This window comes from Plectonema cf. radiosum LEGE 06105, from assembly GCF_015207665.1.
Lineage (GTDB): Bacteria > Cyanobacteriota > Cyanobacteriia > Cyanobacteriales > Nostocaceae > Rivularia > Rivularia radiosa_A.
In genome coordinates, this window is record NZ_JADEWL010000006.1 from 18,701 (window position 1) to 44,442 (window position 25,742).

The window sequence follows — 25,742 nt, forward strand, 5'->3', positions numbered from 1 at the left end:
ATCTTATTGATTGAAATTTTTTAATTAACATTCACAACTTAAGATAGAGGTTTTTTTTCAAGCATACATCCATCGACAGAAGTAACTGCAAAATTTTTGTTTAGTCTTTTGATATAGTTGATAATATATCTTAAGATACATTCAGATATCTAAATATATGCCGCACTAAATATATATATTGCTAAATATTGCGAATTTCTTGTTTTTACTCATTTAATTATTCATTTATAATTTACAACTTCAATTACCAATTGAAACCCTTTAAAATTATCAAAAATCAATAATGCTGATTTTGTTAAAGTTTTTATCTGCCGGACTTAAGAAAAACTTCTATTTCCCTTTAGCCACAAATATGCTGGGAAAACTCATACTAAGGACTGACGACGAATAAAAATGTATTTGCATAAAATAGAATCACAATTATAATATAGTATATTTTTTGACAAAAAATATTGTAAAATTAGTTAATTTGTCTGTTGATTGTAATCTTCTATGATTGATTGCGGTTAATAAGTGCTTTTAGGACAATTGTTAGGTTAGTGGCATCATTATTTAGATTTTTGCGTCTAATAATTACTTACACTTACGCCAAGGACTACTCAGGCTTTTTACTTTCGTGGAATAAAATAATTAAAAAAGTTGTCAGAGAAGAAATAGTAATTAATAAATCAATATTTCATCAATAAAATAAGGTTTAAAAAAAAATTTGAGATTAATTTATGGTATAAAGATTCACGGTAGTTAATATAATTCAAGAGCTAAAGTATATATAGATTATCAGCATAAAATTTTGCTTGTGTTAAAAATAAGCAATTTAACTTATGATAAATCTGATATACATAAAAATTATCATAACCTAAAAAATATAATCATTGATCAGATGACTGGGAAAAATTTCACGAAAATAAATTAACATCTAATAGCCTAAGTTGAAAAACGATGGACGAGAAGCTGAAAATCTTAATTATCGAAGATAATCAAATAGATCAAGCAACAATATGTCGTGCTTTCACTAATGCTGGAGCAAGCAGAGAAATGTTAAAAGTAGTGGAAAGCAAAGACGCGATTGATGTTTTACAGAATACTTCCTATGACTGTATTTTCTTGGATAATTGTTTGTCCGGAACTCAAACCTTAACATTGTTGAGAAAAGTACGTAGTTTAGGAATTCCAGTTCCTGTAGTTGTTCTAATTGAAAACAGCGATAAAGGAATCATTGAAAAAGTAATCGCAGCAGGAGCTACAGATTACGTTAATAAATCGACATTATCGGCAGAAATTTTAGATTTAGTCACACGTAACGCGATCGCAATCTATCAAACTAAAGCACAATTAGCTCTAGCGAATCAGCAAATACAGCAAAATAAGCAATTAATCATCAGTAAAACTCAAAAAATTGAACAGCAAAAACAACAAATAAATTTACAAAATCTCAAGTTAATTGAAGCATTGGAGTTAAAATCGCAATTTTTAGCAACAATATCTCATGAATTACGGACTCCCATGAATGCGATTATTGGGTTTTCTCAATTGTTGCTGCGTCCTAAATCAGGTATACTTACACATCAGCAAAAGCAGATGATAGAACGTATCCTTAACAATGGGAAAAATTTATTGATACTGGTTAACGAAATTTTAGAATTTTCTAAATTACAAGCAGGAAACTTAGATTTAAAACCAGAAATATTCGATATCACAAAATTGGTTAAATTTAGTGTTGAAGAAATGCGTTCTTTAGCAGAAGCGAAAAAACTTTCCATAAACATTGACATCAATTTAGAAAATTCTATCTTATATAATGACTCGTTGCGCGTGCGACAAATTTTAGCTAAACTGCTTTCAAACGCGATTAAATTTACGGAAACTGGTAGTATTAAGGTAAAAATCACAGAACTTTCTCATAATCGTGTTGAATTAGCAGTTGAAGACACAGGAATTGGAATTGCCCTCGATAATATACAAAATATTTTTGAACCTTTCAGACAACTCGATCAAGGTACCAATCGTAAATTTGGGGGTACGGGTTTGGGTTTACCTATAGTTAGTGCATTGGTAAATATGATGGGGGGAAAAATTACGATTGAAAGCCAATTAGGAAAAGGTTCGATATTTCGTGTAGAATTACTACGGCAAGTGTCATCTGTTTCAGATCAAGAAATTAGAGAAACTAACTATGATTCTTCTTTAAAACAGCTTGTAAACAATCAGAAAAAAGGAGATTATAAACAAAAAAGGGATTCTAAACACCAGCAGAGATAATTAATAATTAATTCTGTATAAAAAATATCTATTCTATAAAAAGTCTTATTATGTCACTTCAAGATTTGCAAATAGTAGATCGAATCTTAGCGGTTGATGATATTCCTGATAATCTACACTTAGTCCAAGCTATTTTGGAAAGTGAAGGATACGAAGTTAAGTTAGTAGTAAATGGTGAAACAGCATTAGAAGAAATTCAGCGATTGCCTCCAAGTTTGATACTCTTAGATGTAATGATGCCGGGAATAGATGGTTATGAAGTGACTCGTCGCATCCGTAATAATCCTGAGAATGATTACATTCCAATATTATTAGTTACAGCCTTTGACGATGCTAGTGTTGTTGAAGGTTTAGATGCAGGTGCCGATGATTTTATTCGCAAACCTTTCGACACAGACGAATTACTTGCCCGAGTACGCAGTCTTTTGCGTCTTAAGCACAGTATCGATGCACAGAAAGAAATGACACGTCAGCGAGAAGACTTTGTATCGCGTTTAACTCATGATTTGCGAACACCTTTAGTAGCTGCGGATAGAATGTTGAATTTATTTTTACAAGAAACATTCTGTCAGATTTCCCCAGAAATGAAAAAGGCGATCGCCGCAATGATTCGCAGCAATCATAACTTATTAGAAATGGTGAATACTCTGCTAGAGGTATCACGTTTTGAAGCTGGTAAAAAAACTTTGAATTTTGAAAGCTGTAATCTACTTTCCATAGTTGAGGAAGTAGTTCAAGAATTAAGTCCACTAGCGCAAGAAAGAGATTTAACCATTGAATTTAAGAATAATTTACAACAAGCTGAAGATACTAGCGTGATTAAAAATGGAGATTGTTTAGAATTGCGACGTGTTGTTAGTAACTTAATTGGTAATGCGATAAAATTCACTGACGAAGGTGGTGTGAAAATTCGTTTATCAGAATTAATATCCGATACAGGGCAAAGCTGGGTAAAATTAGAAGTTGAAGATACTGGGTATGGAATAGCTCAAGAAGACCAAAAAACTATCTTTGAACGTTTCCGTCAAGGTAGAAATAAACGTTCCGGTAGTGGTTTAGGTCTTCATTTATCTAATCGGATTATAGAAACACATCGGGGAAAAATTCAAGTTTTGTCTGAACTTGGTAAAGGTAGTTTGTTTACTGTTTTGCTACCTAAATGATTAGTACAACAAGCCAAAGTTCCTGTTTCAATCCCCCTGGAGGGATTAGTTTGAATTGCAATGGGTATAGAGCGTCAAGTCTGTTCCATCTAGAGAATCTAGGAGATTGTTAGACTTTTTTTGGTACTGAGCGAGAAGTTTGTTCTGGGTGCAATGCCGATGTTAGATTATTGATAATTAATTATTTTTAGATGAAATGCCAATTAATACTTAAATATTTTTAGATATAGCTTTTCTCAGTCAACCAGAGTTCGGGATATTTCAGCGAACAGGACTGATTCACCGACAACTTATCGAGGAACGAGGCTCGCGTAGCGTGTGTGCTATGCCGACGAAGAACGCCTAAAAATTGAAATAAAAAATACGCCTATTTGCAGATTGCATAATAAGCGTATCGGGTTCGCGACAATATAATTCGTTGGTTAATTAGGTATCATTTCGATCGCTAACAACGTTGTACTTCTCTCCAAGGGTGGGGAGTATTTCGATCGTACTCACGAAGCTGACAGTAGAAATGCTTGAATAGTTTTTTGAAGTATTTTAAACATAGTTTATTAGACATCTCCGAAAAAGAATGTAGAGACGCGAAATTTCGCGTCTCTACAAGGTTTCTGGATGACGCATAATTAATTTTTGGAGATGTCTATTTTCATTTATTTAATCGCTACAATACTAATTTAGAATTTATTGCATAAATAAAGACACAATATCGCATAAAAAAACTGATATTTTTTAATACTTATATTATGAATTTAGCCTGTGTTATTACTTGATTTCTACCAGCATAAACAATGTTCCCAGAGTCCTTAAAGTCTTTTTTTATAATTATTGCTTAAGTTTTTTTACCTATGGGTTCCCCGATCAAATAAATTTAAATTCTGGGATGGACATCCTTGCCCGTCCGAATTTCCATCACTTTAATTTGGATTGCATTCAACCGAAAAGTGCAATAAATATCGCAACCAAATCAATTTCCCCCATTGTAAATACCCAATTCAAAGCTTTTGAGACGCAATTTATCGCGTCTCTAGCTCAGTAATATCATGGACAAATCAGTAATTTATAACTCCGGTGGTACTAATTCCTAACTTTCTCAATCAACCTTAAAAGTACCCACACTCTGTTGCAGACGCTGAGAAATTTCTACAGTTTGCTGTAGTGATACAGATGCTTGCTCAGAATAAGTTGTAGTACGTTGGGAGATATTAGCAATATCTTTGATCAAATCACTAACTGCTTGAGATGTTTGCACTTGAGATGCAGTAGCCTGCGAAATAGAATTTACTAAGGAGTCAATTTGACGGGAAACCTGTAAAATCTCATTCAAGGAATATTTAGCATCTTCAACAACACGGGTTCCTTCGACTACGGTAGTAACTCCAAATTCAATCGACTCTACTAACTCACTGGTTTCTCGCTGGATGTTTTCTACTACTTGCTCAATTTCTTTGGTTGCAGAAGCACTTTTGGCTGCAAGTTCACTAACTTCCTCAGCAACTACGGCAAAACCTTGTCCTTGCTCACCAGCACGTGCTGCTTCAATTCCAGCGTTGATTGCTAATAGGTTGGTTTGCATGGAAATTTGGTGAATTAATGCTACAACTCTACTAATTTCTTGAGTAGATTCACCCAAACGTTTTACTTTTTTCGCAGTTTCACCAACGGTTTCTCGTAAATTAACAATATTCTGTACTGTTAAATCCATTGCTGCATCGCTTTGTGTCGCAGCAGTTGCAGCAGAGTTAGCAACTACAGCAGCTTGATAAGCGTTTTGTGCTACTGTTTTGATGGAATCTGTCATGCTATCAACTGCATTTAAAGTCCGGTTGATTTCCGCTGCTTGGGTTTTAGCTTCCGTTGCTAAGAGAGCGATCGCGCTGGAATTAGAACCCAAAGAGTCATTCACCTGAGAAGCTGATGTTTTGACTTCGGTGACAATTTCCCGCAAATTTTCGACAATTGAGTTGAAAAAGTCGGCAACGGTACCAATTTCTCCTTCAATGACATCAGCACGTACCGTTAAATCTCCCATTGCTGCACCTTCAACATTATTCAGCAATTCCAGAAGCTGCATTTGCAGTTTTTCTTTTTGCTTTCGTTCAATCTCAGAAGTGGTTTCGGCTGTGTTTCTTCCTTGCTGTATCTGTTGTAAAAGTTCTGCTTGCTCTAAAGCGTAGCCAATTTGAATCCCTACTTGTTTAAACAAGTTTACTTCTATTTCTTGCCAAGAACGCATACCCGCACAATCATGAGCAACCAATAAACCGTGTAATTTGTTGCTGACAAAAACTGGTGCTAGTAAAAACGCTTTAACATCCAACTCTTTAAGCTGTTCGAGGTAAGATTGGTTTAAACGTAAATCCTGAATATTTTCAACTACTTTAATGCTGCCAAATTCGTATTCATCTGGATATTCGTTTACTAAATAAGGATCATCAACTTTTATCCCTAAAACAGCATTTAAACTGTAATCAACCGATTCAGCAATAATTTCACCTGTTGATTCTTCTAATTTATAGAAAACGACTCGATTTACTTGTAAAGTTTCTTGTGTAGTTGTGACAACTGTTTTGAGAATTGTTTCGGCGTTGAGAGTTTCTCGAATCCGGCTGGTAATTTCGTTTAATTGCAGTGCCATTTTCGCTTCTAATTCTTGACGGCGGACTTGAGTAATAATACTATCTGCCATCGTATTGAAATTAACTGCCAAATCCCCAATTTCATCAGTAGCAAAAACCTCTGCACGAGAATTGCGATCGCCCGACGCAAATTTCTGTGCAGTTTCTTGCAGGTTTTCGATGGGAAGAATCATGGCTCGACGTAAAATTATCGCCCAAAAACCAACTACAAACAAAGCTATTAAGATAGTTAGAGCTTGTTCTCGTAAACTCTGATTTAAGAAATTATTCAGGGCTGTTTCGGGAGTTCCTCGCACCAAAACAGCAGGAGATTTTTCTGAGTAAATGACTTGTTGATTGTCTACTAATTCAATAATTTGGTTGGGAACAGCCTTGGCTGCAACTGTATAATTTATACCTTCTACATTGATGCGTCCGGTAACAATTCTACCTTTAGCTTGTGCTGCTGCTGCTAATAAAGATTTACTTTCGGGAGGTAAAGATATATTCGGTGTAGCTCTATTTGCTTCGGAACTAATTTGAAGAGATGTTGCTAGCTCAAATTCTCCTGTGGGTTTGTTTAAATAAATCGCGCTATAACCACCATTCATGGCTTGTAAAGTTTTCTTGACAATAGAATCTTTGCCGTTGACAATATCCCCAGAAACCAAAGCACCAATGACTTCTTGGGTTTGAGGATTTTTTACAGGTGTGACAGTATAGCGAATTAAAGCATCTTTATTTTTCAGATTTTCGGGTAAGGATGGAAATTCTTTACTCAATTCTGAAGCATTAATAATCGCACTTGCTTTAATTTGTCGGGGATTTTGTAAAACCTGACTGACTAAATTATTAGGGTTAAAAGTCTCACCTATACGGTTAGTATTAGCACTAGCAATAATATTTAAATCTGTACCTACCAAAATCGCATATTCAATGTTTCTGGCTTTGATTTCGTTTTGCAAAATTCGCTCAACAGAAGTTATCAAAGTGTTGTTTAAAGAGCGATTAGCAGCCTTGAATGTAGCTGCTGTAATAATCGCCTCATTATCGGATTGTCCCCGAAAACCAAAACCCATTTGGTCGATTTTGATATTGTAATTAATATCCGCTACCGCAATTTCTGACTTGGTTTGTTCGAGCAACTGATTCCGCAAACCTTGAGTAATAATCAAGGTACCTCCGATACCTATACCCAAGATAGATACCAATTGACAGAAAATTAATGCAATCAATTGTTTACGGCTAATTGGCAGGTTATAAAACTTTTTTAGCCAAGTTTTTTGCTTGTTCGATGAAGTTGTTTTAACAGAAAAAGTTTGTGGCGATACTTTAGAAGTATAATTCATTGGTTTGGCTAAGGTTTTGTCAGGTAAATATCGGAAATTATTTAGTGATTTTATTGATTAGAACTATTAAATATAAACCTGATTCGACAGATTTATTAAGCTAATTTCAAACAAATTTAAACTAAATTAATTAATTTATTTGTATTTTTAATTCAGTTTATTTTTAATAAATTTGCTTTTTTTTATTTAATTAATAAAAATCATAAAAATACTTTCATGCCGCACCTAGCTGATAGGAAATCTTACTTAATCTTAATTATTGTTTGCATCATCAATTTACAATATTTTATAAAAAACTTATGTATATTAAATTACTCAGACTTTATGCTTAAATAACGACATTCTATATTAATAATTATGTTCAAAAATCAAGATCATAGCTGTAAGTTTGCTTTAAAGATAGTTTGTTTTTTGAGTAAGTAGAGACGCAAAATAATACCCTATGACGCTATCGCTTCACGCTTTCGCGTGAACCCTATCGCGTCTCTACATTAGGTTAATCGTTTATTCACAGTTTTAACTCAACTGTATTGCAATATCTCAAAGATATCGGGTGAATAGATTATTGGAAGATATTTATAAAATATAAATAAAATGATTTATCTTAATTTATCTTAATTTAAAAATCAAAAAATCAAGTTATGAGTCGATTAATGAATCAGCTCATAACTCAAACAATCCTATCATTAACCTTTGCTAACTCCAGCGACAGAAAAAATCATCTCCTCCAAAGTTCGGAGTAATTCTTGTTCGTTGTAAGGTTTAGAAAAATAAGCTAAGGCTCCTAACTGCATTGCTAATTGTCGATGCTTATCGCTACTACGAGAAGTCAACATCGCAACGGGTATATTTTTTAAATCACTGTTTGATTTTACTCGACCTAAAAAGCCGTAACCATCAACGCGAGGCATTTCGATATCACAAATTACAGCCTGTACAATTAAACCAGTTTGAAGTTTTTCCAACGCATCTTGACCGTCTTTTGCTTGTTCTACTTGATACCCACCCTTTTCCAAAGTTAATGCTAAAAAGCGCCGGACATTGATCGAATCATCTACAATCAAAATTGTACCCTTGCCCTTAGTTACGTGTTCTAGAGCTTGTTCCTCTGTTTGATGTAGAAAAGCAGTTTTTAACTTTGTTGATGGTAGTTGATTGTTTTTAGGAGTACGTTCGTTAGCAGCTATCCAGTAAAGCAATTCCCCAGCATTAACTAAAGCTACTACTCTTCCATCACCGAGAATTGTACAGTTGTTGAAACCCGCTGGTAACGGTATATCTCCTTCTACCCGACGAATCGCAACTTCCATTTCTCCCCAACAACGGTCAATTTGTATTGCTACTAATTGATTGCTATTGTTGATAATTAATACACTACTAGCATTAATTGCTGGAGGAGTTTCCAAGTCGGGATTATTGTAACGAGGACAATTAAACTGTAAATAATCACCAAGCCCAATCAAGGGTAAGCTTTTTCCTTGCCAATTCAGAACTTGTCCACCACCCACAGGGAATACTTGTTCTTCATCAAGTAAAAATATTTCCTCAACCACATCTGTTGGGAAAGCTAGTAACATTCGACTGCTTTCTACCAAGAGAACTCGGGAAACTGATAGAGTGAAAGGCATTGACAGCGTAAATGTAGTTCCAACTCCGGGTACCGTATCAACTTTGATATCTCCCCGAATTTGTTTAAGATTGTTACGAACCACATCCATACCTACACCGCGACCGGATAATGCTGTAACTTGGTCAGAAGTGGTAAATCCAGGCTCAAAAATTAACGATAATATTTCTTCATCGGTAGCCTGATTAATCAAAGATTCATCCAACCCCATGCTGATAGCACGGTTGCGAACTTTATCTAGGGAAATACCATTACCATCATCGCGCATGGTAATTATGGTACGATTGGAACGGTTGATGGCTTTAATTTCAATTAAACCTTGTTCTGGCTTACCTTGTTGTATTCTGGTGCTGGGGTCTTCAATACCGTGGTCAAAAGCATTTCTCAGCAGGTGCATCAAGGGGTCATTTAAAGCTTCTAAAATTCTCCTTTCAATTAAAATACTCGCACCTTCTATTTTTAACTGAGCATTTTTACCGTATTCTACGCACAAATCCCGTAAAGCTCTGGGAAAACGGTCAGTTAAATCCGATAGCGGACGCATCCGCACTTGAGTCAGCTTACGCTGCAATTGTTTTGAGGTTTTATTTAATTTCCGCGAAACGTTGTCTGTATCGTCAAGACTAATTTGTACGTCAGTTGTCACCTCTTGTACCATGACGATGGTTTCCATCACTTCTTGGGACAAAAGACTCATCTCACTGTAACGATCCATTTCCAAAGCATCAAATTCATTATTGATGCTATCGGATTCATAAATCTTGTGAGATTCAATATTCGTACCTTCTCCTGGAATCATCGCCAGAGATTGAACAGGATATGGTATTGTAGCTTGAGTAGCAATTTTATCGTATGAAGTACGCAAACGTTGATTTTCGCGATCGAGAACTTGTACCCTTTGGCTGAGATTGCGAACTAGTTTACGCAATCTTTCCATTTGTAAGTTTAGTCCGTTGCGTTGAATAATCAGTTCGCCGAATAAATCGTTAATTTCTTCGAGTTGCTTACTAGGAACCCGGACTGTATTTTCTAAGGTTTCACTTTTAGCAGCCGCAACTGGTTCAGGCTTGCGTTCGACAAATGGTTGATTTACGTTAGTAGCAAATTCTTGAGCGGTTGCGGGTGTATGTACCTCAACTTCATCAAACTCAGAAGCAGCGCTTTCTTGAGCAAAAGCCGCCTCCAAAGCTTCAAAATCTGCGGTAATTATATCTTCAACCAGCCAGTTTTCTTCCCCTGTATCTTCGACTTCCTCTACTTCTGTCGATTGTGTAAAATGCTCTACTTCGATATCAGTTACGATTTGGGTTTCCTCTATGCCACCCAATTCTAAGTGTGTAGGTAAACTTTCGATTTGATTTGTTAATACCAAAGCTTGGCAACGTCTCCATCCAGCAAGGGCTGCACGCGCTATTTCTTCGACTTGTTCCTGGGGGACAATTTCCAATAACGAAGTAACTGACTCGCAAAAGCCGCTGAAAGCCTGCAATTGCAGCATCTCACCCAAACCACCCAACTCCGCCGCCATAATCGCAACTTCTTCTTTCAGACAAGGTTGCTCGCGATCGGCTAATACTGACTCCAGACGCTGCAAACACCCTTCTACTTCGGTTTCAAATAACAAGGGTATAATATCTTGCCCATCTTCAGGTGATAACATCGAAGAAGCATCTTCTGGGCTAGGATCTCCCAAACGCTGATGCAGTTCTTCAAAAACTGGGTAGCAAAAACTTGCTAACCACTGCTCGTCTAATTCATGACCTTCTGAATGCAATTCTACTATTTGCCGCAGCCAATCGACTCCAGACAAAAGTAGACTTTGTAATTGGGTATCAACTTCTAAAGAGCTTTTCCTCGTTTTCAGAACTTTGAACGAATCTTCCAGACGGTGAGCCAAATCGCTCAGGGAGCGAAATCCCATCATAGCCGCTCCTCCTTTAATCGAATGAGCGGCTCGAAGCGCGGCGTTGATCTTTTCCAAGTCGATGCGATCGCTGGTGTCGATTTCTAGCAATACCCCTTCAATCGTGTTGAGGTAGTCGCTAGCTTCTTCCAGGAACTGCATCTGGATTTCAAATTCTTTGTCCTGTGACATATTATTTGTCCCTAGCCATTAGTCATCAGTTATTAGTTGTTAGTCACTCAATTTTGGATTTGGGCTAATGGATTTTGGATTGCTGATTTTATGATTTGGGAATTTTCAAATATCCAGATAACTCAAGTTAGGAGCATATTATTGAAAATCCCTTCATCTGTCTTGGAAAGTTTTGGGGTTCGAGAATCTACACCCCAAACTTTCCGCAAAATCTAAAATCTAAAATCTATTTAGTCATCAGTTGTTAGTTATTTATAACTACAAACTCAATTACTAGTAACCAATTACTCTTAACTGACCTTGAATGTACCGACACTTTCTTGTAATTGTTGGGAAATTGCAACAGTTTGTTGCAGCGATTCGGAAACCTGACGGGAAGAAGTACTAGTCTGCTGCGAAACAGCAGCAATCTCTTTCATTAAAGCGCTTACTTGCTCAGATGTTTCTACACCACGATTGGTAGTTGTAGAAATTGACTGTACTAAGTCGTCTATTTGGCGCGAAACCTCTAGAATCTGACTTAATGACAGCTTAGCATCTTCCACAATTTGCGTCCCTTGTACCACCTGGGATACTCCTACTTCCATTGCCTGGACAACATCAGTAGTTTCACGCTGGATATTTTCCACGATTTGTTCTATCTCATTGGTGGCTGCGGCACTTCTGGCTGCTAGTTCGCCAACTTCTTCGGCTACTACTGCAAAACCTTGACCTTCTTCGCCAGCACGTGCTGCTTCAATTCCGGCATTAATTGCCAGCAGATTGGTCTGCATGGAAATCTGGTTAATCAATGCTACCACACGAGAAATTTGCTGCGTAGATTCACCCAAACGCTTGACTTTTTTCGCAGTTTCTCCTACTGTCTCACGCAAACTAAAAATGTTTTGTACTGTCAACTCCATTGCTTTTCCAGAATTGGCAGCAGTGCTTCTAGCGGTATTAGCAATCACGGCTGCTTCCCTGGCATTTTCTGCGACTGCTTGTATTGATTGCGTCATCTGATCAACGGCATCTAAGGTGTTAGTGATTTCCGCAGCTTGAGAAAGCGCTTGTTCTGCAAGCAGGTTAATCGCACCGGAGTTGTCTCCAATCGCTTGATTCACTTTGGTAGCAGAAGTTTTAACCTGGGTTACGATGTCTCGTAAGCTTTCGACAATAGAGTTAAAAAAGTCGGCAACTGTACCGATATCACCTGCGGTAACGTCAGCCCGTACCGTCAAGTCACCCATCGCTGCACCTTCGACTTCACTGAGCAATTCGAGCAACTGCATTTGCAGTTCTTCTTTTTGATGTCTTTCGTCGTCGGAATCAGTTTGCGCTGATTGTCGCGCTTGCTCAACTTCTTCCAACAGCTTGGCTTGTTCTAAAGCAAAACCGATTTGAGTTGCTAATTGTTTGAACAAATCAACTTCTTGTTGCTGCCAATCTCGGGGACTTTCACAATTATGAGCAATCAATAAACCCATTAATTGGTCTTGAATTAAAATTGGTGCAACCAAATTAGCCTTAACTGCAAACTGTTCCAACATTTTTACATAGCAACTGGCTTGCTTTAAGCCCTTTTCTTCATAAATGTTGGCGATCGCCCTAACTCGACCATTTTTATACATTTGCACTTGACGTTCGCGGAAACAAGGGTCTTCAATATAAACCCCCATCATTTTGGGAAAACCAGCGCTTACGGATTCGGAAACCACTGCTCCATCCCAGGTTTCGGGATTAAACTCGTAAATCACAACCCGATCTGTTTTCAAAGCTTGACGAATTTCTCGAACCGCTGTTTTCTGAATATCCTCTGCTTTGAGACTTCTACGGATACGCAGGGTAATATCTGCTTTTAACTTTTCTCTTTGTGCTTCTACTTCTTGTTCTTTAACTAGCAGTTGCAATTGGGATGCCATTTGATTAATATTGGCATTTAACAGCCCAATTTCATCTTCTGCTCCCACATCCAAACGGGTATTAAATTGACCTTTACCCAATTTTGCCACCGCTGCTGTAGCATTCAAAATCGGCTGGGTAGCCTGTTTTGCTAACCAAGCCGCAAGCAAGGCTACGGAAACAGCCGTTAACCCCGTCCCCAACGCGATAGTTAGCAGCAAATTTCTTTGCGGTGCAAAGGCACTAGAAGCATCCGTTGCTAAAACTACATCCCAATTCAAAGGCTGTAAACCTTGTACCTGAATCTGTTCTGAGGAAGGTACATAACTTACTAATTCAGCTTCTGAATGATTTTGATGTTTTATAACATCCGTAAAAGCTTTTTCTGATTCAGCTTTTTGAGGTATCTTTGAATATTCTTCTGTCAGGTTCTTGCCGATATAACTTTCTTCCTGACTGAGAAAAATTTTATTTTCAGCATCAGCAATATGATATTCTTGCCCGTCACTGGCATAATTCTTAATTACGTTTTCTAAAGATTTAACCGGCATCCGCGCTATAACTACAGATGTAGTTGCTCCGGTTTGAGCATTTTTAATGGGAGCAGCAGTATAAATATTGAAGCTATTACTAGACTTGGAAAACACTGGCTGACTAATCGCAGCATTGCCGGTATTTTTAGCATTCTGAAAATAGTTTAAATTTCCTTGATTGCCAAAATTAGTTCCTTCCGACTCAACGATTGCATCCCCATTCAAATTAAAAATGCCAATGCCATCATATACTTGATAAGTATCAACATAATTATCCAGCACCGCTCTTTGCTCGCTAGAAGCTGTCCCAGGAATTCTTATAGTCGGCAGATTCGCTAATATCTGAATATCTCCATACCGTTCAAACATAAAACGGTTGATTTTATCCGCAAAATCTTTTGCTTGTGCTTCCTGTGAACGAGAAATCTTGTTGCTTATAGCCTGACTAGCAACTATGTAGGCACCCGTACCAATAATCAATACAGGAAATGTGGCTATGGCGATCGCCAAAATTGCCGTTTTGGTACTCAAGCTCAGCCGTTTAAATCGAGTGATTAAACTATTGGACTCAACAGGATTTACAGTTGCTAATTTATCTGGTATTGAAGATATTTCTACTGCGCGATCGCTGTTGTCGGAAGATGAAATAAGTGATGTCTTATTTTGAGCATCAGGACTCTTAGCCGCATCTGTTTTATTAAGCATAAATTAATTGCCCCGGAGTGGTAAAATATTACACTAAACGTCGATTAATTTTGTAGTACACCCTACTCACTGCGGAGATTAGAAGAATGCACAATCGCTTGTGCATCTAATACCAGTAATATTTCTTTTTGTTGCACAACGCATCCGCGTAAATAGGGAACTAAACTAGATGCAACCTGACCTACAGGTGAACGAATTTCATCGTTGTTAAACCTGAGAGTACCGATAATTTCATCCACTACCAAACCTAAAATCATCGATTGAGTCCGAACAATGATTACACTATATTGTCGGGGACGATTCTGGGGGGATTGTAGATTGAGTATCTTGGCTAAGTCAACTACCCAAATGATCCGACTTCGCCAATTCATTAACCCCAAAATACCGAAAGGCATATTTGGCATCGCTGTAACGGATTCTACAGACACAACCATTGCTTCTTGTGTCTGGTTCATCGACACAATAGCAGGAGTTTGTGGATTAATAAAAAACTTCAGATAACCATCTCCCAAATTTTTTGGGTTTTGGTTTTGCCCGTTAGCTAATATAATGCTTGAATTATTCATTGGCTCAAATTGCGATGGATTTAATCGCACGTAAAAGTTCTTCACGAGTATAAGGCTTTGTCAGATAAGCATCAGCCCCTTGTCTCATTGCCCACAAACGATCAATTTCCTGATTTTTAGAACTACAAATAACGATGGGAACTTTTTGAGTTGCGGGATTTTTTTTCAATGAGCGACAAAGCTCAAAACCACTCATTCCCGGCATTACTACATCAGTAATAATTGCATCTGGTTTTTCTAGTTCTAATTTTTCTAATGCTTCCTTACCACCTGTAGCTTTTATTACTTTATATCCACTCTCGTTTAAAAAATGACTGATTAATTCCAATTCACTAGGTGAATCTTCTACTACTAAAATCGTTCCGAGCAAAGTAAGACTCATTTTTATTTATCCCCAAAAATTGTTCGGTATCTATTAAATCAGGTTACTATTATTTACGGTAAATGTTGATCGATCAACTGATATGTTTAAAGACTATCTTTAACAACTCTGATTGCGTAAAAGGTTTGGTCAAATAACCAGAAGCCCTTACCATCTTTGCTTTTGCTCTATCTACAAATCCAGTCCTCCCAGTTACCATAATGATCGGAATATTTTTGAAAGCTGAATGTCTTCGTAGTAAGGAACACAATTCATAACCGTCTAAGTTTGGCATTTCTACGTCTAATAAAATTAAGTCCGGTTTACTACGCAAAATTTGCATCAAAGCTTTTACCGGATCATTGATCATTACAACTGAGAAATTATCTTCGTCCAAAAAACGTTTAATGGATTTCAAGATAGTTAAACTATCATCAATACAGGCAACTGTATATAACCGTTCTTTGGTACTATTTGAAATATTTGTATTTTTATTATCTTTATTATCCTTGACAATTTCGTTCTTAGTTTGTTTTTTTAGTTGGTCTTCAACTTCCTCATTAGCCTTAACCTCAATAGTTGGCAGTTTTATTTCCTTTACTATAGATGAATGCTCCTCTGATGTGGTTTTTTGTTGGTTTATCCGACGACTTCTCAACTCTTTTTGAGCATTTTCTACCAAAGAACGTAAATCCAAATGGCAAAATATTGGTAAATCTTCTAAGGGATTTTCACAAATAAATTCGTAACTTCCTTCTTTGATTGTCAGAAACGATTCTAATACTTCCTTTGCTAATTCATTTACTAAAGTTGCTGCTTGAGGATAAGTAATATAATCACCATCAACTAACCAGCAAATTGCTTGATAATCTGGTTGACAAACTGACTCATCCTTAGTTTCAAATTTCATTCGCATTTGTATACGTGCTGAACTATTCAGAGTCGGTATTTGCTGATTCAATTGTCGGAGACGAGTATCAAGTCGTTCAAATAAGTTATCCGAGCAAGAAGCATAAGTAAGTTTTCCTTCCTCCAAATAGATACTCCATGAATTTGACTTAGTAAATATTCTTAAGCAACCTGTAGCATGACGACTGCTTAACTGTGCCAACAAAGATAACGGATGAAGTTTCTGAAATAATTTATAACCATCTACGGGAGTTGTACTCATTTTGCTCTTACCACTGCTAAATTGGATCAATTTACATCTAATTTTTTCCGAATTTTCCCTGATATAAAAAATAAACTTTATGTATTTTAGTAACAAATAAAACCCAGTATATTATCTATACAAGTAACAAAATCTTAGTTAGTAAACGTTTAAAGATAATCAGTTATATTTTGGTTAACAACTTACTTGTACTGAGGTTAACAGAGATTTCTAGATAAGAAGTAAAAAAACTGTAAAGACTACTTAAAGGTACTGAGTGTTTTGCTTACTCAAGCAATTTAAATTGTTCAGCTATTAATGTTGTTTAATTAAATTAAATTTACCGTATTACTACTTAAGTATAATACAGTTAATTTATTCCTTGGTCACTTGTATAAAATATTTTTACCTTATTATTCATTCTCACATAATCAAATTTAATTAGATATTTCTCAAAGCAGACAAAGATTGCAGCCTTTATATTAAGGTAGCTATCGGTAAATAGAAAGTTTAACTTTATACATTACCAAAAATTATGATTTTTAAATCTACTGCAAGTTAGCTTTATTTATATAGTTACTTGCGAACATTCAGAAACTAATTATCATAAATACTTAGTAAAACTTAGTATATTTCAGCTTTTTTTTGGTTGTTGATGCAATTCTTCTTTTTTAAACGAATTTGTTCACCATTCTTGATTTATCCCAAAAGAAGAGTGTAAATCCTGATACTAGCTAATTTTGAGAAATTTCAGTTAGTTGCTGTTGCCTTAGCCGCAATCTTAATATTTAGATTTATATTTATATACTTTGCAAATCTTAACTACTTATTTAAGTATTACGCTCTAAAATTTACTCATAGACTCGCTATATTCCAACCCCAAGTACTGGGAAATGCTATGGTGTTGCCTAATAATATCAAGATTTTTCTTGCTCAATGTCGGTTATTTTAACCAGGTCAAACTCAGAACCGTATATTGAGACTATGTTGTCAAAAATTTTACTTTTAAATGTAGAGAATGAAGCGTATTTGTTCCTGACACCAAATCATGCAAACACATACAACAGTGAGCTTGATTCTATCAAGGTATTTAAAAAATAAAAAGATAAAAAAATGCGGATGAAAGGACTTGAACCTTCACGCCCGGAGGCACTAGAACCTAAATCTAGCGCGTCTGCCAATTCCGCCACATCCGCATTCACTTAATGAGGATATCATAAAAAAATATTTTTGAGAAGAGTTATTTTTTTATTTTAGGATTCACGCGAGGTAAACGATGCTTGAAAGAGCAAAGAATTTCCCAAGAAATAGTATTTAATTGATTTGCCCAATCTTCGGCAGTAATTTGTTGTTCACCTTCAAACCCCAGAATAGTCACGATTTCTCCCTCTTGTACATCAGATATAGCGCTGATATCGATCATTATTTGATCCATAGTAATCGCACCAACTTGAGGGACTTTTAATCCCCGAAGCAAAACTTGCATTTTATTAGAAAGATTGCGCGGTATTCCATCTGCATAACCAATTCCTACAACTGCTAAACGCATTTGTTTGTTGCTAATAAATGTGTGTCCGTAGCTAACACCAACACCTTTCTCAATTGTTTTGACGTGAGTCACTCGCGCTTTTACCTGTAAAACCGGCTTTAACTCAACTGTGGAGCCTAAATGAACTGATGGATAAAGTCCATAAACAGCTAAACCTACCCGAACCATATCGTAATGTAAAGATTTATCGCTTAAAGTACCGGCAGAATTTGCTAAATGCAGACAGGGTATTTCTATGCCAATATCTTTAATCGTGGCGATCGCACTTTCAAAACGCTGATGTTGCAGTTTCATCACGGTATTATCAAGGCTATCGGCGGTTGCCAGATGAGAATAAATACTGGCAATCTGAAGATAAGGCAACCGTGCAACCAATTGAACAAACTCGGCACAATGCTGCCAATCAGTACCTAAGCGCGACATTCCGGTATCTAATTTAATATGTACCTGTAATGAGGAATCAAAATTTATCGCTTCTAAAATATCAGAAAATATTAAAGCTTGTTTAGTACTACAAAGTGTCGGTTGTAATTGCCAATGAGCAATTGCCTGGACTTGTTCTGGAGTATAGGTAGCACCTAAAATCAAAATAGGAGCTTTAATCCCAGCTTCTCTTAGTTCAATTCCTTCTGGAACTGTCGCAACACCCAACCAACTAGCTCCTGATTTTAACGCCGTTTGAGCCACACTTACAGCTCCATGTCCGTAAGCATCTGCTTTCACCACAGCCATGAATTGAGTGCGCGGTGATAGCAATTTACGTAGCTCAAGTATGTTATTAGATAATGCCGCTAAATCAATTTCCACCCAAGCACGTTGCGAAAACCAAGCATAAGTATCACAAGGAACAATCGAACTGACACTTTTATTTTGTTGATGACTTAACATTTATGATCTCCCATTCACAACTATGTTTCTATTCTTTTTCTTAGAAGCTGTTCGGGTCGATCTGGAAGTTTAGCGTTATTTACGATTAGAATACAAGAGTCGTCATTGTTAATCCAAAATCTAAAATTTAGTGGCCAGTATAAATTAAACTCATTCCCAAATTAGAGTGAATTTGTGTTAATATATGTAAAACTAATACCTTGAGCGACTATCAATGGGAAAGGTTTTAGTCTTAAACGCTTCTTACGAACCGCTCAATATTACGAGCTGGCGTCGTGCTGCAATTTTACTAATTAAAGGAAAAGCAGAACGGGTAGAACATAACGGTAAATTTATTTACTCAGGTTTTCCACTCCCTACTGTTATCCGGTTGCGCTATTACGTGCGCGTGCCTTACAAGGAAATTCCTTTAACACGTCGGAATATATTGCATCGCGATAGTCACACTTGTCAATACTGCGGGTACAAGGGCGATGACTTAACATTAGATCATGTAATACCGCGATCGCGTCGTGGGGGCGATAGCTGGGAAAATATCGTTACAGCTTGCGTTCGCTGTAATGTCAAGAAAGGAAATCGTACACCGCAAGAAGCTCATATGCCATTGCATCATACCCCACGCCGACCTTATAGTAGCCTCTACTTTGAGGTCAGTAAACATCTTAAAAGTGGTTTGCATCAAGAATGGCAAAAATATGTTATAGGACTTTGACATAAATCTAGATGTCACGAGTACGGCATAAATTGCTTTGATACAAGCAGTTAAGATGCGATGCAAGGCAGACAAAACAACTCAGGTTGCGAGGGACAATTTGAATATTGCCGTTTAAATTTTGTCGTCAAAGAGTTGGCAAAATAAAAATAGGCTTTTGAATCATGCAGCTACACGACGACTGGATCGGAGTAGTGCAATATTGCTATTGCCAAGCCAAATCAAATCACTAAGCGACAAGAACTTTAATATCTTACATCATGTTTACAAAACGGCAAGCAGGGTGCATCTAAATTAAAATTATCAAAAAAAGTTAAATGATATGTAAATTTAATAGGAATCGGTTAAAAAACAAGAATTTCATCAGGAAGGCTGGCTGAAAATCCTTGACAAGAGGCTTTTGGCGGCGAATTTCGGGCTTTACAACTCAGATTGGTTAAAATAAATCGAACTATCTGCGTTTGTTTTCCTTTATCCTTTAAAATTAAGGTGTTCCCCGCCCCAAGAAAATTTATATCTCAAATTAATATATTATAATTAGTTCTATCACACCTTCAGCCACCTGAACTAAACCTTGGTTTCTAGCAAATGTCTGGGTCAAGAATGGTGCAAAATATTATTTTATTAGCCTTTTGAGGCAACGCCGATTTAATGATGCTGACTTAGCTATGATTGAACTACTCGCGGCAGTCCCTACCCTGAGTGTACTCATAGGGTAGGGGTTAGAGCGGGTTCTTGGAATGAAGTGGAAACAACCAATCTTCACAGTTGATATTTGGTAGCTTCGGTTTATAATTAGCTTAGTGAGCTAAAGCACAGTAATAGAGCCACTTAGAGCGTGAGGTGACAACCCGTACACAGAAAAGTAACTAGGTAACTAGTCGGAAATTGTCTAACCCAAAACAATACAGACAGTAGCGCCCAGTATTCGGAGGACAGACTTCGTAAGAAGCGTGTTGCGCTACACCTGGCTGTAGCCCATGTTTCATACTCTGCTTATGGTCTTAGGAACTAGCGTCGTTAAACGCCGATGAGAAACCGCTATCAATTGCGCCTCCGATGCGAAAGGTAAGTTGCTTAAAAGAAGCGTTAAAAGCAATGATTGTTTTAGGACTTTGGTCTAAGATTACAAACGTTTTTGTCTAGATATGTCTATATATTGGTAGATATGTCCAGATTTTTTCGAGCGGTTAACTTGACAAATTATAAATATATGAGATATTAGCACTTTGCTACATAGAGTGCGAAAATTGTAGTATGTGGCAGGTGAAAATATTAGCTGTTTTTTAAAATTTTTGAAACTAACCTTTCAGGCTACGATAAACCCTCTCTATGCAACTAAATTATTACAATAAGCAGGTTAAAGAATTGCAATTGACACCAGACTTAAAAACCCTTGAAAATAATCAAAAATCCTTAGAAGAATCGCTTCCATCAAAAAAAAGGTCTATTGCGACAGTGGAACTCGAGAGCGGTAATTATGGAGCAGGCTTGCGTGCTAATTCTGTAGCTGTCCAAAAATCAGAACAATTATTGCAAACGCTTAAAGCACATAAACACGAGCGTCAAATAATTATATTACAGGATTTCCCCGACCCCGATGCTCTTTCTTCAGCTTGGACTTATCAATTGATTGCCGAGCAATACGATATAAAATGCGATATCGTCTATGGTGGGACTCTTTCTCATCAAGAAAATATTGCTCTAGTCAAGTTAACCAACTTACCAGCAACACGCACTCCCTTACAAAACTTTAAGAAACGTGATTTATCATCTTATCAAGGCTACGTTTTAATTGATAATCAAGGCACCACTTCTGCTTTAATAGACGTAGTAAAAGAGGCGGGAATCCCAGCGATTGTGGTTGTAGACCATCACAATTTACAAGGTGATTTTAAATCAGAATTTGTTGACATACGTCCTGGAGTAAGGGCAACGGCAACAATTTTTACTCAATACCTACAGAATGGGTTATTGCAGTTAGATAGCAGCATCAGCGAACACATTAATTGTGCAACAGCGTTAATGCATGGCTTGCACTCAGATACAAATCGGCTGATGCAGGCTAAAGAAGAAGATTTCATCGCAGCAGCTTATCTAAGTCGATTTTATGACGGTCAGTTGCTTAACACCATATTGCGGGCGACTCGTTCTAAGCGAGTTATGGATGTAATTGAACGTTCTTTAAAAAATCGGATTGTGCAAAATAACTTTTCAATTGCTGGTGTTGGTTTTTTGCGCTACGAAGATAGAGATGCGATTCCCCAAGCAGCTGATTTTTTAGTGACAGAAGACAACGTACACACCGCAGTTGTCTACGGTATAGTTCACGATGAAGATGAAGAATTAGAAGTAGTGATTGGTTCTTTGAGAACGAATAAACTAACTTTAGACCCCGATGAATTTATCAAAGAAGCTTTTGGGCAAGATAGTACGGGTCGTTTTTTTGGTGGTGGACGTACCAGTGCAGGAGGCTTTGAGATTCCCATGGGTTTCTTGTCTGGAAGCAACGAAGACTCCGGTTACGCCAAAATGAAATGGGAAGTGTATGATACCCAAATTAAACAAAAATTATTGAAATTGGTCAATCCCAAAGATAATCCGATTTCGTCTGATGATGAATAATAAATAGTTGATAGTGGACAGTGGTTAGTGGTTAGTGGTTAGTTAAAAGTTAGTTCACTTATAAATACCTAATTACTATAAGATATAAGATTATTGTATTAATTTGTGAAAAAACTTAGCGTAAACTGTCTTTTCCCTCTTAATAATCACCAACCATCAACTATCAACTATCAACCTAAAATCTAAAATTAAATGCCGTGGAACTATATTTGATTCGTCATGGTATCGCACAAGTTGCTACAAGCGAGATGAAAGATCAAGAACGAAGCCTCACCGAAGATGGACGAAAAAAAACCCAAAAAGTTGCTCAACGTTTAAAAAACTTGGGCTTAAGTTTTGATTTGATTGCTACAAGTCCCTTAGTAAGAGCGCAACAAACGGCGGAAATATTAATTTCAACAGGTTTAAGTTCGCAACTAGAAGAATGTTCTTACCTTGCTCCTGAAGGTAGTATCCAAGATTGGATTACACAATGGTTAATGTCCAAAAAATATCCATCTTCCACACGCTTGGGGCTGGTGGGACACGAACCTTGTTTAAGCAATTGGGCAGAAATTTTAGTTTGGGGTGAAGCTAAAGATAGCTTAGTCCTGAAAAAAGCAGGTACTATCGGAATAGAAACACCCCCTAACGGTTCTCTTGTGGGTCGTTGTCAGATGTTTTGGCTGACACCACCTAGATATTTGCTATGATAGTTATCCAATCCTTGGTTCAAGAAATTTTGTATTAACGGATACTGTTATCATGGTGAAACTTTCTGGTAAGTTAGCTCTATAAAATCTTTCAAACGTTCATATGGTATTGCCATGATGGTGTCCGAATTTAAGCCCGGATTGGATGGTGTTCCCGCAGCCCAGTCTAGTATCAGTCATGTTGACGGGCAAAAGGGAATATTGGAATATCGTGGCATCAGAATTGAAGAACTAGCAAAAAAGAGTACTTTCTTAGAAACTGCTTATCTGCTAATTTGGGGTGAATTGCCCAATAAAGAAGAGCTAGCATTATTTGAACGTGAAGTTCACCAAAATAGACGGATAAAATACCGCATTCGGGACATGATGAAGTGTTTTCCCGAAAGCGGTCATCCCATGGATGTTTTGCAAGCTTCAGCAGCAGCATTGGGTTTATTTTATTCCCGCCGCGATTTAAATAATCCAGCTTACATTAGAGATGCTGTTGTGCGTCTGTTAGCAAGTATTCCGACGATGGTAGCCGCATTTGAACTAATGCGACGAGGTGATGACCCCGTGCGTCCTCATGATGAGCTAGACTATGCTGCGAACTTTTTGTATATGCTCCATGAGGAAAAACCAGACCCCTTAGCAGCGCGGATATTTGATGTTTGCTTGATACTTCATGCCGAACACACCATGAATGCTTCTACTTTCAGCGCTAGGGTGACAGCTTCCACTCTTACAGACCCCTACGCAGTAGTTGCAAGTGCAGTAGGAACCTTGGGTGGACCTTTACACGGTGGTGCGAACGAAGAAGTAATTGGGATGCTAGAAGAAATTGGTTCTATAGAAAACGTCCGCCCTTACGTTTTAGATTGTATTCAGCGCAAAACTAAAATAATGGGTTTTGGTCATCGTGTCTATAAGGTCAAAGATCCACGCGCTCTGATTTTACAAAACTTAGCAGAAGAACTATTTGCCAAATTTGGGTATGACAAATACTATGACATTGCCCAAGAAATGGAACGAGTAGTAGAGGAAAAATTAGGTCATAAAGGAATTTATCCTAATGTTGACTTTTACTCAGGTTTAGTGTATAGAAAATTAGGCATTTCTACAGACTTTTTTACACCAGTATTTGCGATGGCTCGTGTTGCTGGTTGGTTAGCACATTGGAAAGAACAGATTGCAGAAAATCGCATTTTCCGTCCTGGTCAGGTTTACAAAGGTCATCATCAAGTTGAATATGTCCATATAACTGAAAGGGATTAAATCAGTGAGTAGGGAGTAGGGAGTAGGGAGTAGGAAAATCCCATAATTAAAATCAGGGGATTTGTTTTCATAAATTAATTTAGGGGCTAATTCTTCCCCTGCTCCCCGTTCCCCGTTGACTGTACCCCCCCGTTAGAGGCTGTATCATTGGTACGTTTGTACGAAATTTAAAGGAAGGGGAGGAGTATCAAGGGCGGTGGTAAGCTTCCTCATTTCCTTTTCCCACCTTTAATCAGTTATCGATAAGATAACTAGAAACTCTCGTTCGGGTGAGAGAATACCAAGCCACAGAGCGATATACTAGGCATGGTTATTTTCACAAATCTTAAATTTTACCTTTTTGAGGTAAAAATATTGTTTGGTTACTTTACAGTTATTAATAATTAGAGATAGTTGTAAATAACCATCATGTGCATGAAGTATAAATAATCCCGCGTTTTCTTGATCGCGGGTGATGTCAAGCTTGAGTTAACTTCAATAATTATTAAAGATGAATTCAGGAATTGATCTGCAAGGAAATTTTATTCAAAGCTTGATGGATTTAGGACTGCCCTATGGTACAGCTAAAGCCATTTGGATGCCGTTACCGATGATTTTGATGCTGATTGGTGCCACAGTAGGGGTGCTGGTCTGTGTTTGGCAAGAGCGAAAAATTTCAGCCGCAGCCCAGCAGCGGATTGGTCCGGAATTTATCGGGCCTTTGGGATTACTTGCCCCAGTCGCGGATGGTTTGAAGCTAGTCTTTAAAGAAGATGTTGTACCGGCAAAAGCCGACCGTTGGCTGTTTACCCTTGGTCCGATCATTGTTGTGCTGCCGGTATTTTTGTCCTATTTGATTGTGCCATTTGGACAGAATTTATTAATAACTGATGTCGGAATGGGAGTTTTTCTGTGGATTGCTCTTTCTTCCATTCAACCGATTGGTTTATTGATGGCTGGTTATGCCTCAAATAACAAATACTCTCTCTTAGGGGGGTTGCGAGCCGCAGCGCAATCTATTAGTTATGAGATTCCCTTGGCTCTGGCTGTATTAGCGATCGCCATGATGTCGAATAGCCTCAGCACCATCGATATTGTCAATCAACAATCGGGTTACGGTATTTTGGGCTGGAACATTTGGCGACAACCAGCAGGTTTCGTTATCTTTTGGATAGCAGCGCTAGCAGAATGCGAACGTATGCCTTTCGATTTACCAGAAGCAGAAGAAGAACTCGTAGCAGGTTATCAAACCGAATATTCTGGTATGAAGTTCGCTTTGTTTTACTTAAGTTCCTACGTAAACTTAGTACTATCTGCTTTATTAGTATCGGTTTTGTATCTTGGTGGTTGGGATTTTCCGATTCCCATCAACTTAATTGCTAGTGTATTGGGAGTTAGTGAAGCTAATCCCGTATTACAGATAGTAACTGCCTCTTTAGGCATCACAATGACCGTACTCAAAGCCTACTTCTTGGTATTCCTAGCAATTTTATTGCGCTGGACAGTGCCGAGAGTTCGTATTGACCAACTGTTAGATTTAGGGTGGAAATTTTTGCTACCCATCGGCTTAGTTAACTTGTTGTTAACCGCAGCCTTAAAATTAGCTTTTCCCGTTGCTTTTGGTGGATGAAACGATTTTGGATTTTAGATTTTAGATTTTGGATTGGTTTTTAAATCTAAAATCTGGGATTAGAAGTAGCTTTTGAGTTTGCTTTTGGAAAATAAACCGATTTTAA

At 37.4% G+C, this 25,742-nt stretch carries 14 protein-coding genes and 1 tRNA gene; 7 read left to right on the top strand and 8 right to left on the bottom strand.

What is annotated here, in order from left to right; genetic code table 11:
• Positions 1-939: 939 nt before the first annotated feature.
• Entirely contained in the window at positions 940-2,259 is a 1,320-nt protein-coding gene (locus tag IQ247_RS02900; protein WP_193916865.1) for an ATP-binding response regulator, read from the top strand.
• Positions 2,260-2,309: 50 nt separating this feature from the next.
• The gene (locus tag IQ247_RS02905) at positions 2,310-3,422 is read left to right on the top strand and encodes a sensor histidine kinase (protein ID WP_193916867.1); all 1,113 of its coding nucleotides are present in this window, start codon (positions 2,310-2,312) and stop codon (positions 3,420-3,422) included.
• A gap of 1,093 nt (positions 3,423-4,515) precedes the next feature.
• Here the strand turns inward: IQ247_RS02905 and IQ247_RS02910 are convergent.
• The 8 genes from IQ247_RS02910 to alr all read right to left on the bottom strand — a co-directional run bounded on the left by IQ247_RS02910 (position 4,516) and on the right by alr (position 18,744).
• Entirely contained in the window at positions 4,516-7,389 is a 2,874-nt protein-coding gene (locus IQ247_RS02910; protein WP_193916869.1) for a methyl-accepting chemotaxis protein, read from the bottom strand.
• A gap of 686 nt (positions 7,390-8,075) precedes the next feature.
• Positions 8,076-11,111, bottom strand: a complete 3,036-nt coding sequence (locus tag IQ247_RS02915) for a hybrid sensor histidine kinase/response regulator (RefSeq protein WP_193916871.1) — start codon at positions 11,109-11,111, stop codon at positions 8,076-8,078.
• 290 nt (positions 11,112-11,401) lie between these two features.
• Complete coding sequence (locus IQ247_RS02920; RefSeq protein ID WP_193916873.1) at positions 11,402-14,230, bottom strand: methyl-accepting chemotaxis protein; 2,829 nt, start codon at positions 14,228-14,230, stop codon at positions 11,402-11,404.
• 62 nt (positions 14,231-14,292) lie between these two features.
• Positions 14,293-14,796: a chemotaxis protein CheW gene (locus IQ247_RS02925; RefSeq protein WP_193916875.1), complete on the bottom strand. Its 504-nt coding sequence runs from the start codon at positions 14,794-14,796 to the stop codon at positions 14,293-14,295.
• A 4-nt stretch (positions 14,797-14,800) separates the two neighbouring features.
• Entirely contained in the window at positions 14,801-15,178 is a 378-nt protein-coding gene (locus IQ247_RS02930; protein WP_193916877.1) for a response regulator, read from the bottom strand.
• 73 nt (positions 15,179-15,251) lie between these two features.
• On the bottom strand, positions 15,252-16,328 hold the full coding sequence (locus tag IQ247_RS02935) for a response regulator (protein ID WP_193916879.1): 1,077 nt from the start codon (positions 16,326-16,328) through the stop codon (positions 15,252-15,254).
• A gap of 1,093 nt (positions 16,329-17,421) precedes the next feature.
• Positions 17,422-17,503 (bottom strand) — tRNA-Leu (locus IQ247_RS02940).
• A 44-nt stretch (positions 17,504-17,547) separates the two neighbouring features.
• The gene (gene alr, locus IQ247_RS02945; protein ID WP_193916881.1) at positions 17,548-18,744 is read right to left on the bottom strand and encodes an alanine racemase; all 1,197 of its coding nucleotides are present in this window, start codon (positions 18,742-18,744) and stop codon (positions 17,548-17,550) included.
• A 214-nt stretch (positions 18,745-18,958) separates the two neighbouring features.
• Between alr and IQ247_RS02950 the strand changes: the two genes are divergently transcribed.
• The 5 genes from IQ247_RS02950 (at position 18,959) to nuoH (ending at position 25,636) form a co-directional block, all read left to right on the top strand.
• The gene (locus IQ247_RS02950; protein ID WP_193916883.1) at positions 18,959-19,456 is read left to right on the top strand and encodes an HNH endonuclease; all 498 of its coding nucleotides are present in this window, start codon (positions 18,959-18,961) and stop codon (positions 19,454-19,456) included.
• A 1,332-nt stretch (positions 19,457-20,788) separates the two neighbouring features.
• A complete protein-coding gene (locus IQ247_RS02955; protein WP_193916885.1) occupies positions 20,789-22,081 on the top strand; it encodes a DHH family phosphoesterase in 1,293 nt (430 codons plus the stop codon).
• A gap of 197 nt (positions 22,082-22,278) precedes the next feature.
• Positions 22,279-22,773 carry a phosphohistidine phosphatase SixA gene (sixA, locus tag IQ247_RS02960; protein ID WP_193916887.1) on the top strand — a complete coding sequence of 165 codons (495 nt, stop codon included), beginning with the start codon at positions 22,279-22,281 and terminating at the stop codon, positions 22,771-22,773.
• A 114-nt stretch (positions 22,774-22,887) separates the two neighbouring features.
• A complete protein-coding gene (locus tag IQ247_RS02965) occupies positions 22,888-24,027 on the top strand; it encodes a citrate synthase (protein WP_193916890.1) in 1,140 nt (379 codons plus the stop codon).
• A 490-nt stretch (positions 24,028-24,517) separates the two neighbouring features.
• A complete protein-coding gene (gene nuoH, locus IQ247_RS02970; RefSeq protein WP_193916892.1) occupies positions 24,518-25,636 on the top strand; it encodes an NADH-quinone oxidoreductase subunit NuoH in 1,119 nt (372 codons plus the stop codon).
• Positions 25,637-25,742: the final 106 nt, after the last annotated feature.

Coding starts and splice junctions, on each gene's coding strand:
- IQ247_RS02900 (WP_193916865.1), top strand. CDS start 940: ATGGACGAGAAGCTGAAAATCTTAATTATCGAAGATAATCAAATAGAT.
- IQ247_RS02905 (WP_193916867.1), top strand. CDS start 2,310: ATGTCACTTCAAGATTTGCAAATAGTAGATCGAATCTTAGCGGTTGAT.
- IQ247_RS02910 (WP_193916869.1), bottom strand. CDS start 7,389: ATGAATTATACTTCTAAAGTATCGCCACAAACTTTTTCTGTTAAAACA.
- IQ247_RS02915 (WP_193916871.1), bottom strand. CDS start 11,111: ATGTCACAGGACAAAGAATTTGAAATCCAGATGCAGTTCCTGGAAGAA.
- IQ247_RS02920 (WP_193916873.1), bottom strand. CDS start 14,230: ATGCTTAATAAAACAGATGCGGCTAAGAGTCCTGATGCTCAAAATAAG.
- IQ247_RS02925 (WP_193916875.1), bottom strand. CDS start 14,796: ATGAATAATTCAAGCATTATATTAGCTAACGGGCAAAACCAAAACCCA.
- IQ247_RS02930 (WP_193916877.1), bottom strand. CDS start 15,178: ATGAGTCTTACTTTGCTCGGAACGATTTTAGTAGTAGAAGATTCACCT.
- IQ247_RS02935 (WP_193916879.1), bottom strand. CDS start 16,328: ATGAGTACAACTCCCGTAGATGGTTATAAATTATTTCAGAAACTTCAT.
- alr (WP_193916881.1), bottom strand. CDS start 18,744: ATGTTAAGTCATCAACAAAATAAAAGTGTCAGTTCGATTGTTCCTTGT.
- IQ247_RS02950 (WP_193916883.1), top strand. CDS start 18,959: ATGGGAAAGGTTTTAGTCTTAAACGCTTCTTACGAACCGCTCAATATT.
- IQ247_RS02955 (WP_193916885.1), top strand. CDS start 20,789: ATGCAACTAAATTATTACAATAAGCAGGTTAAAGAATTGCAATTGACA.
- IQ247_RS02965 (WP_193916890.1), top strand. CDS start 22,888: ATGATGGTGTCCGAATTTAAGCCCGGATTGGATGGTGTTCCCGCAGCC.
- nuoH (WP_193916892.1), top strand. CDS start 24,518: ATGAATTCAGGAATTGATCTGCAAGGAAATTTTATTCAAAGCTTGATG.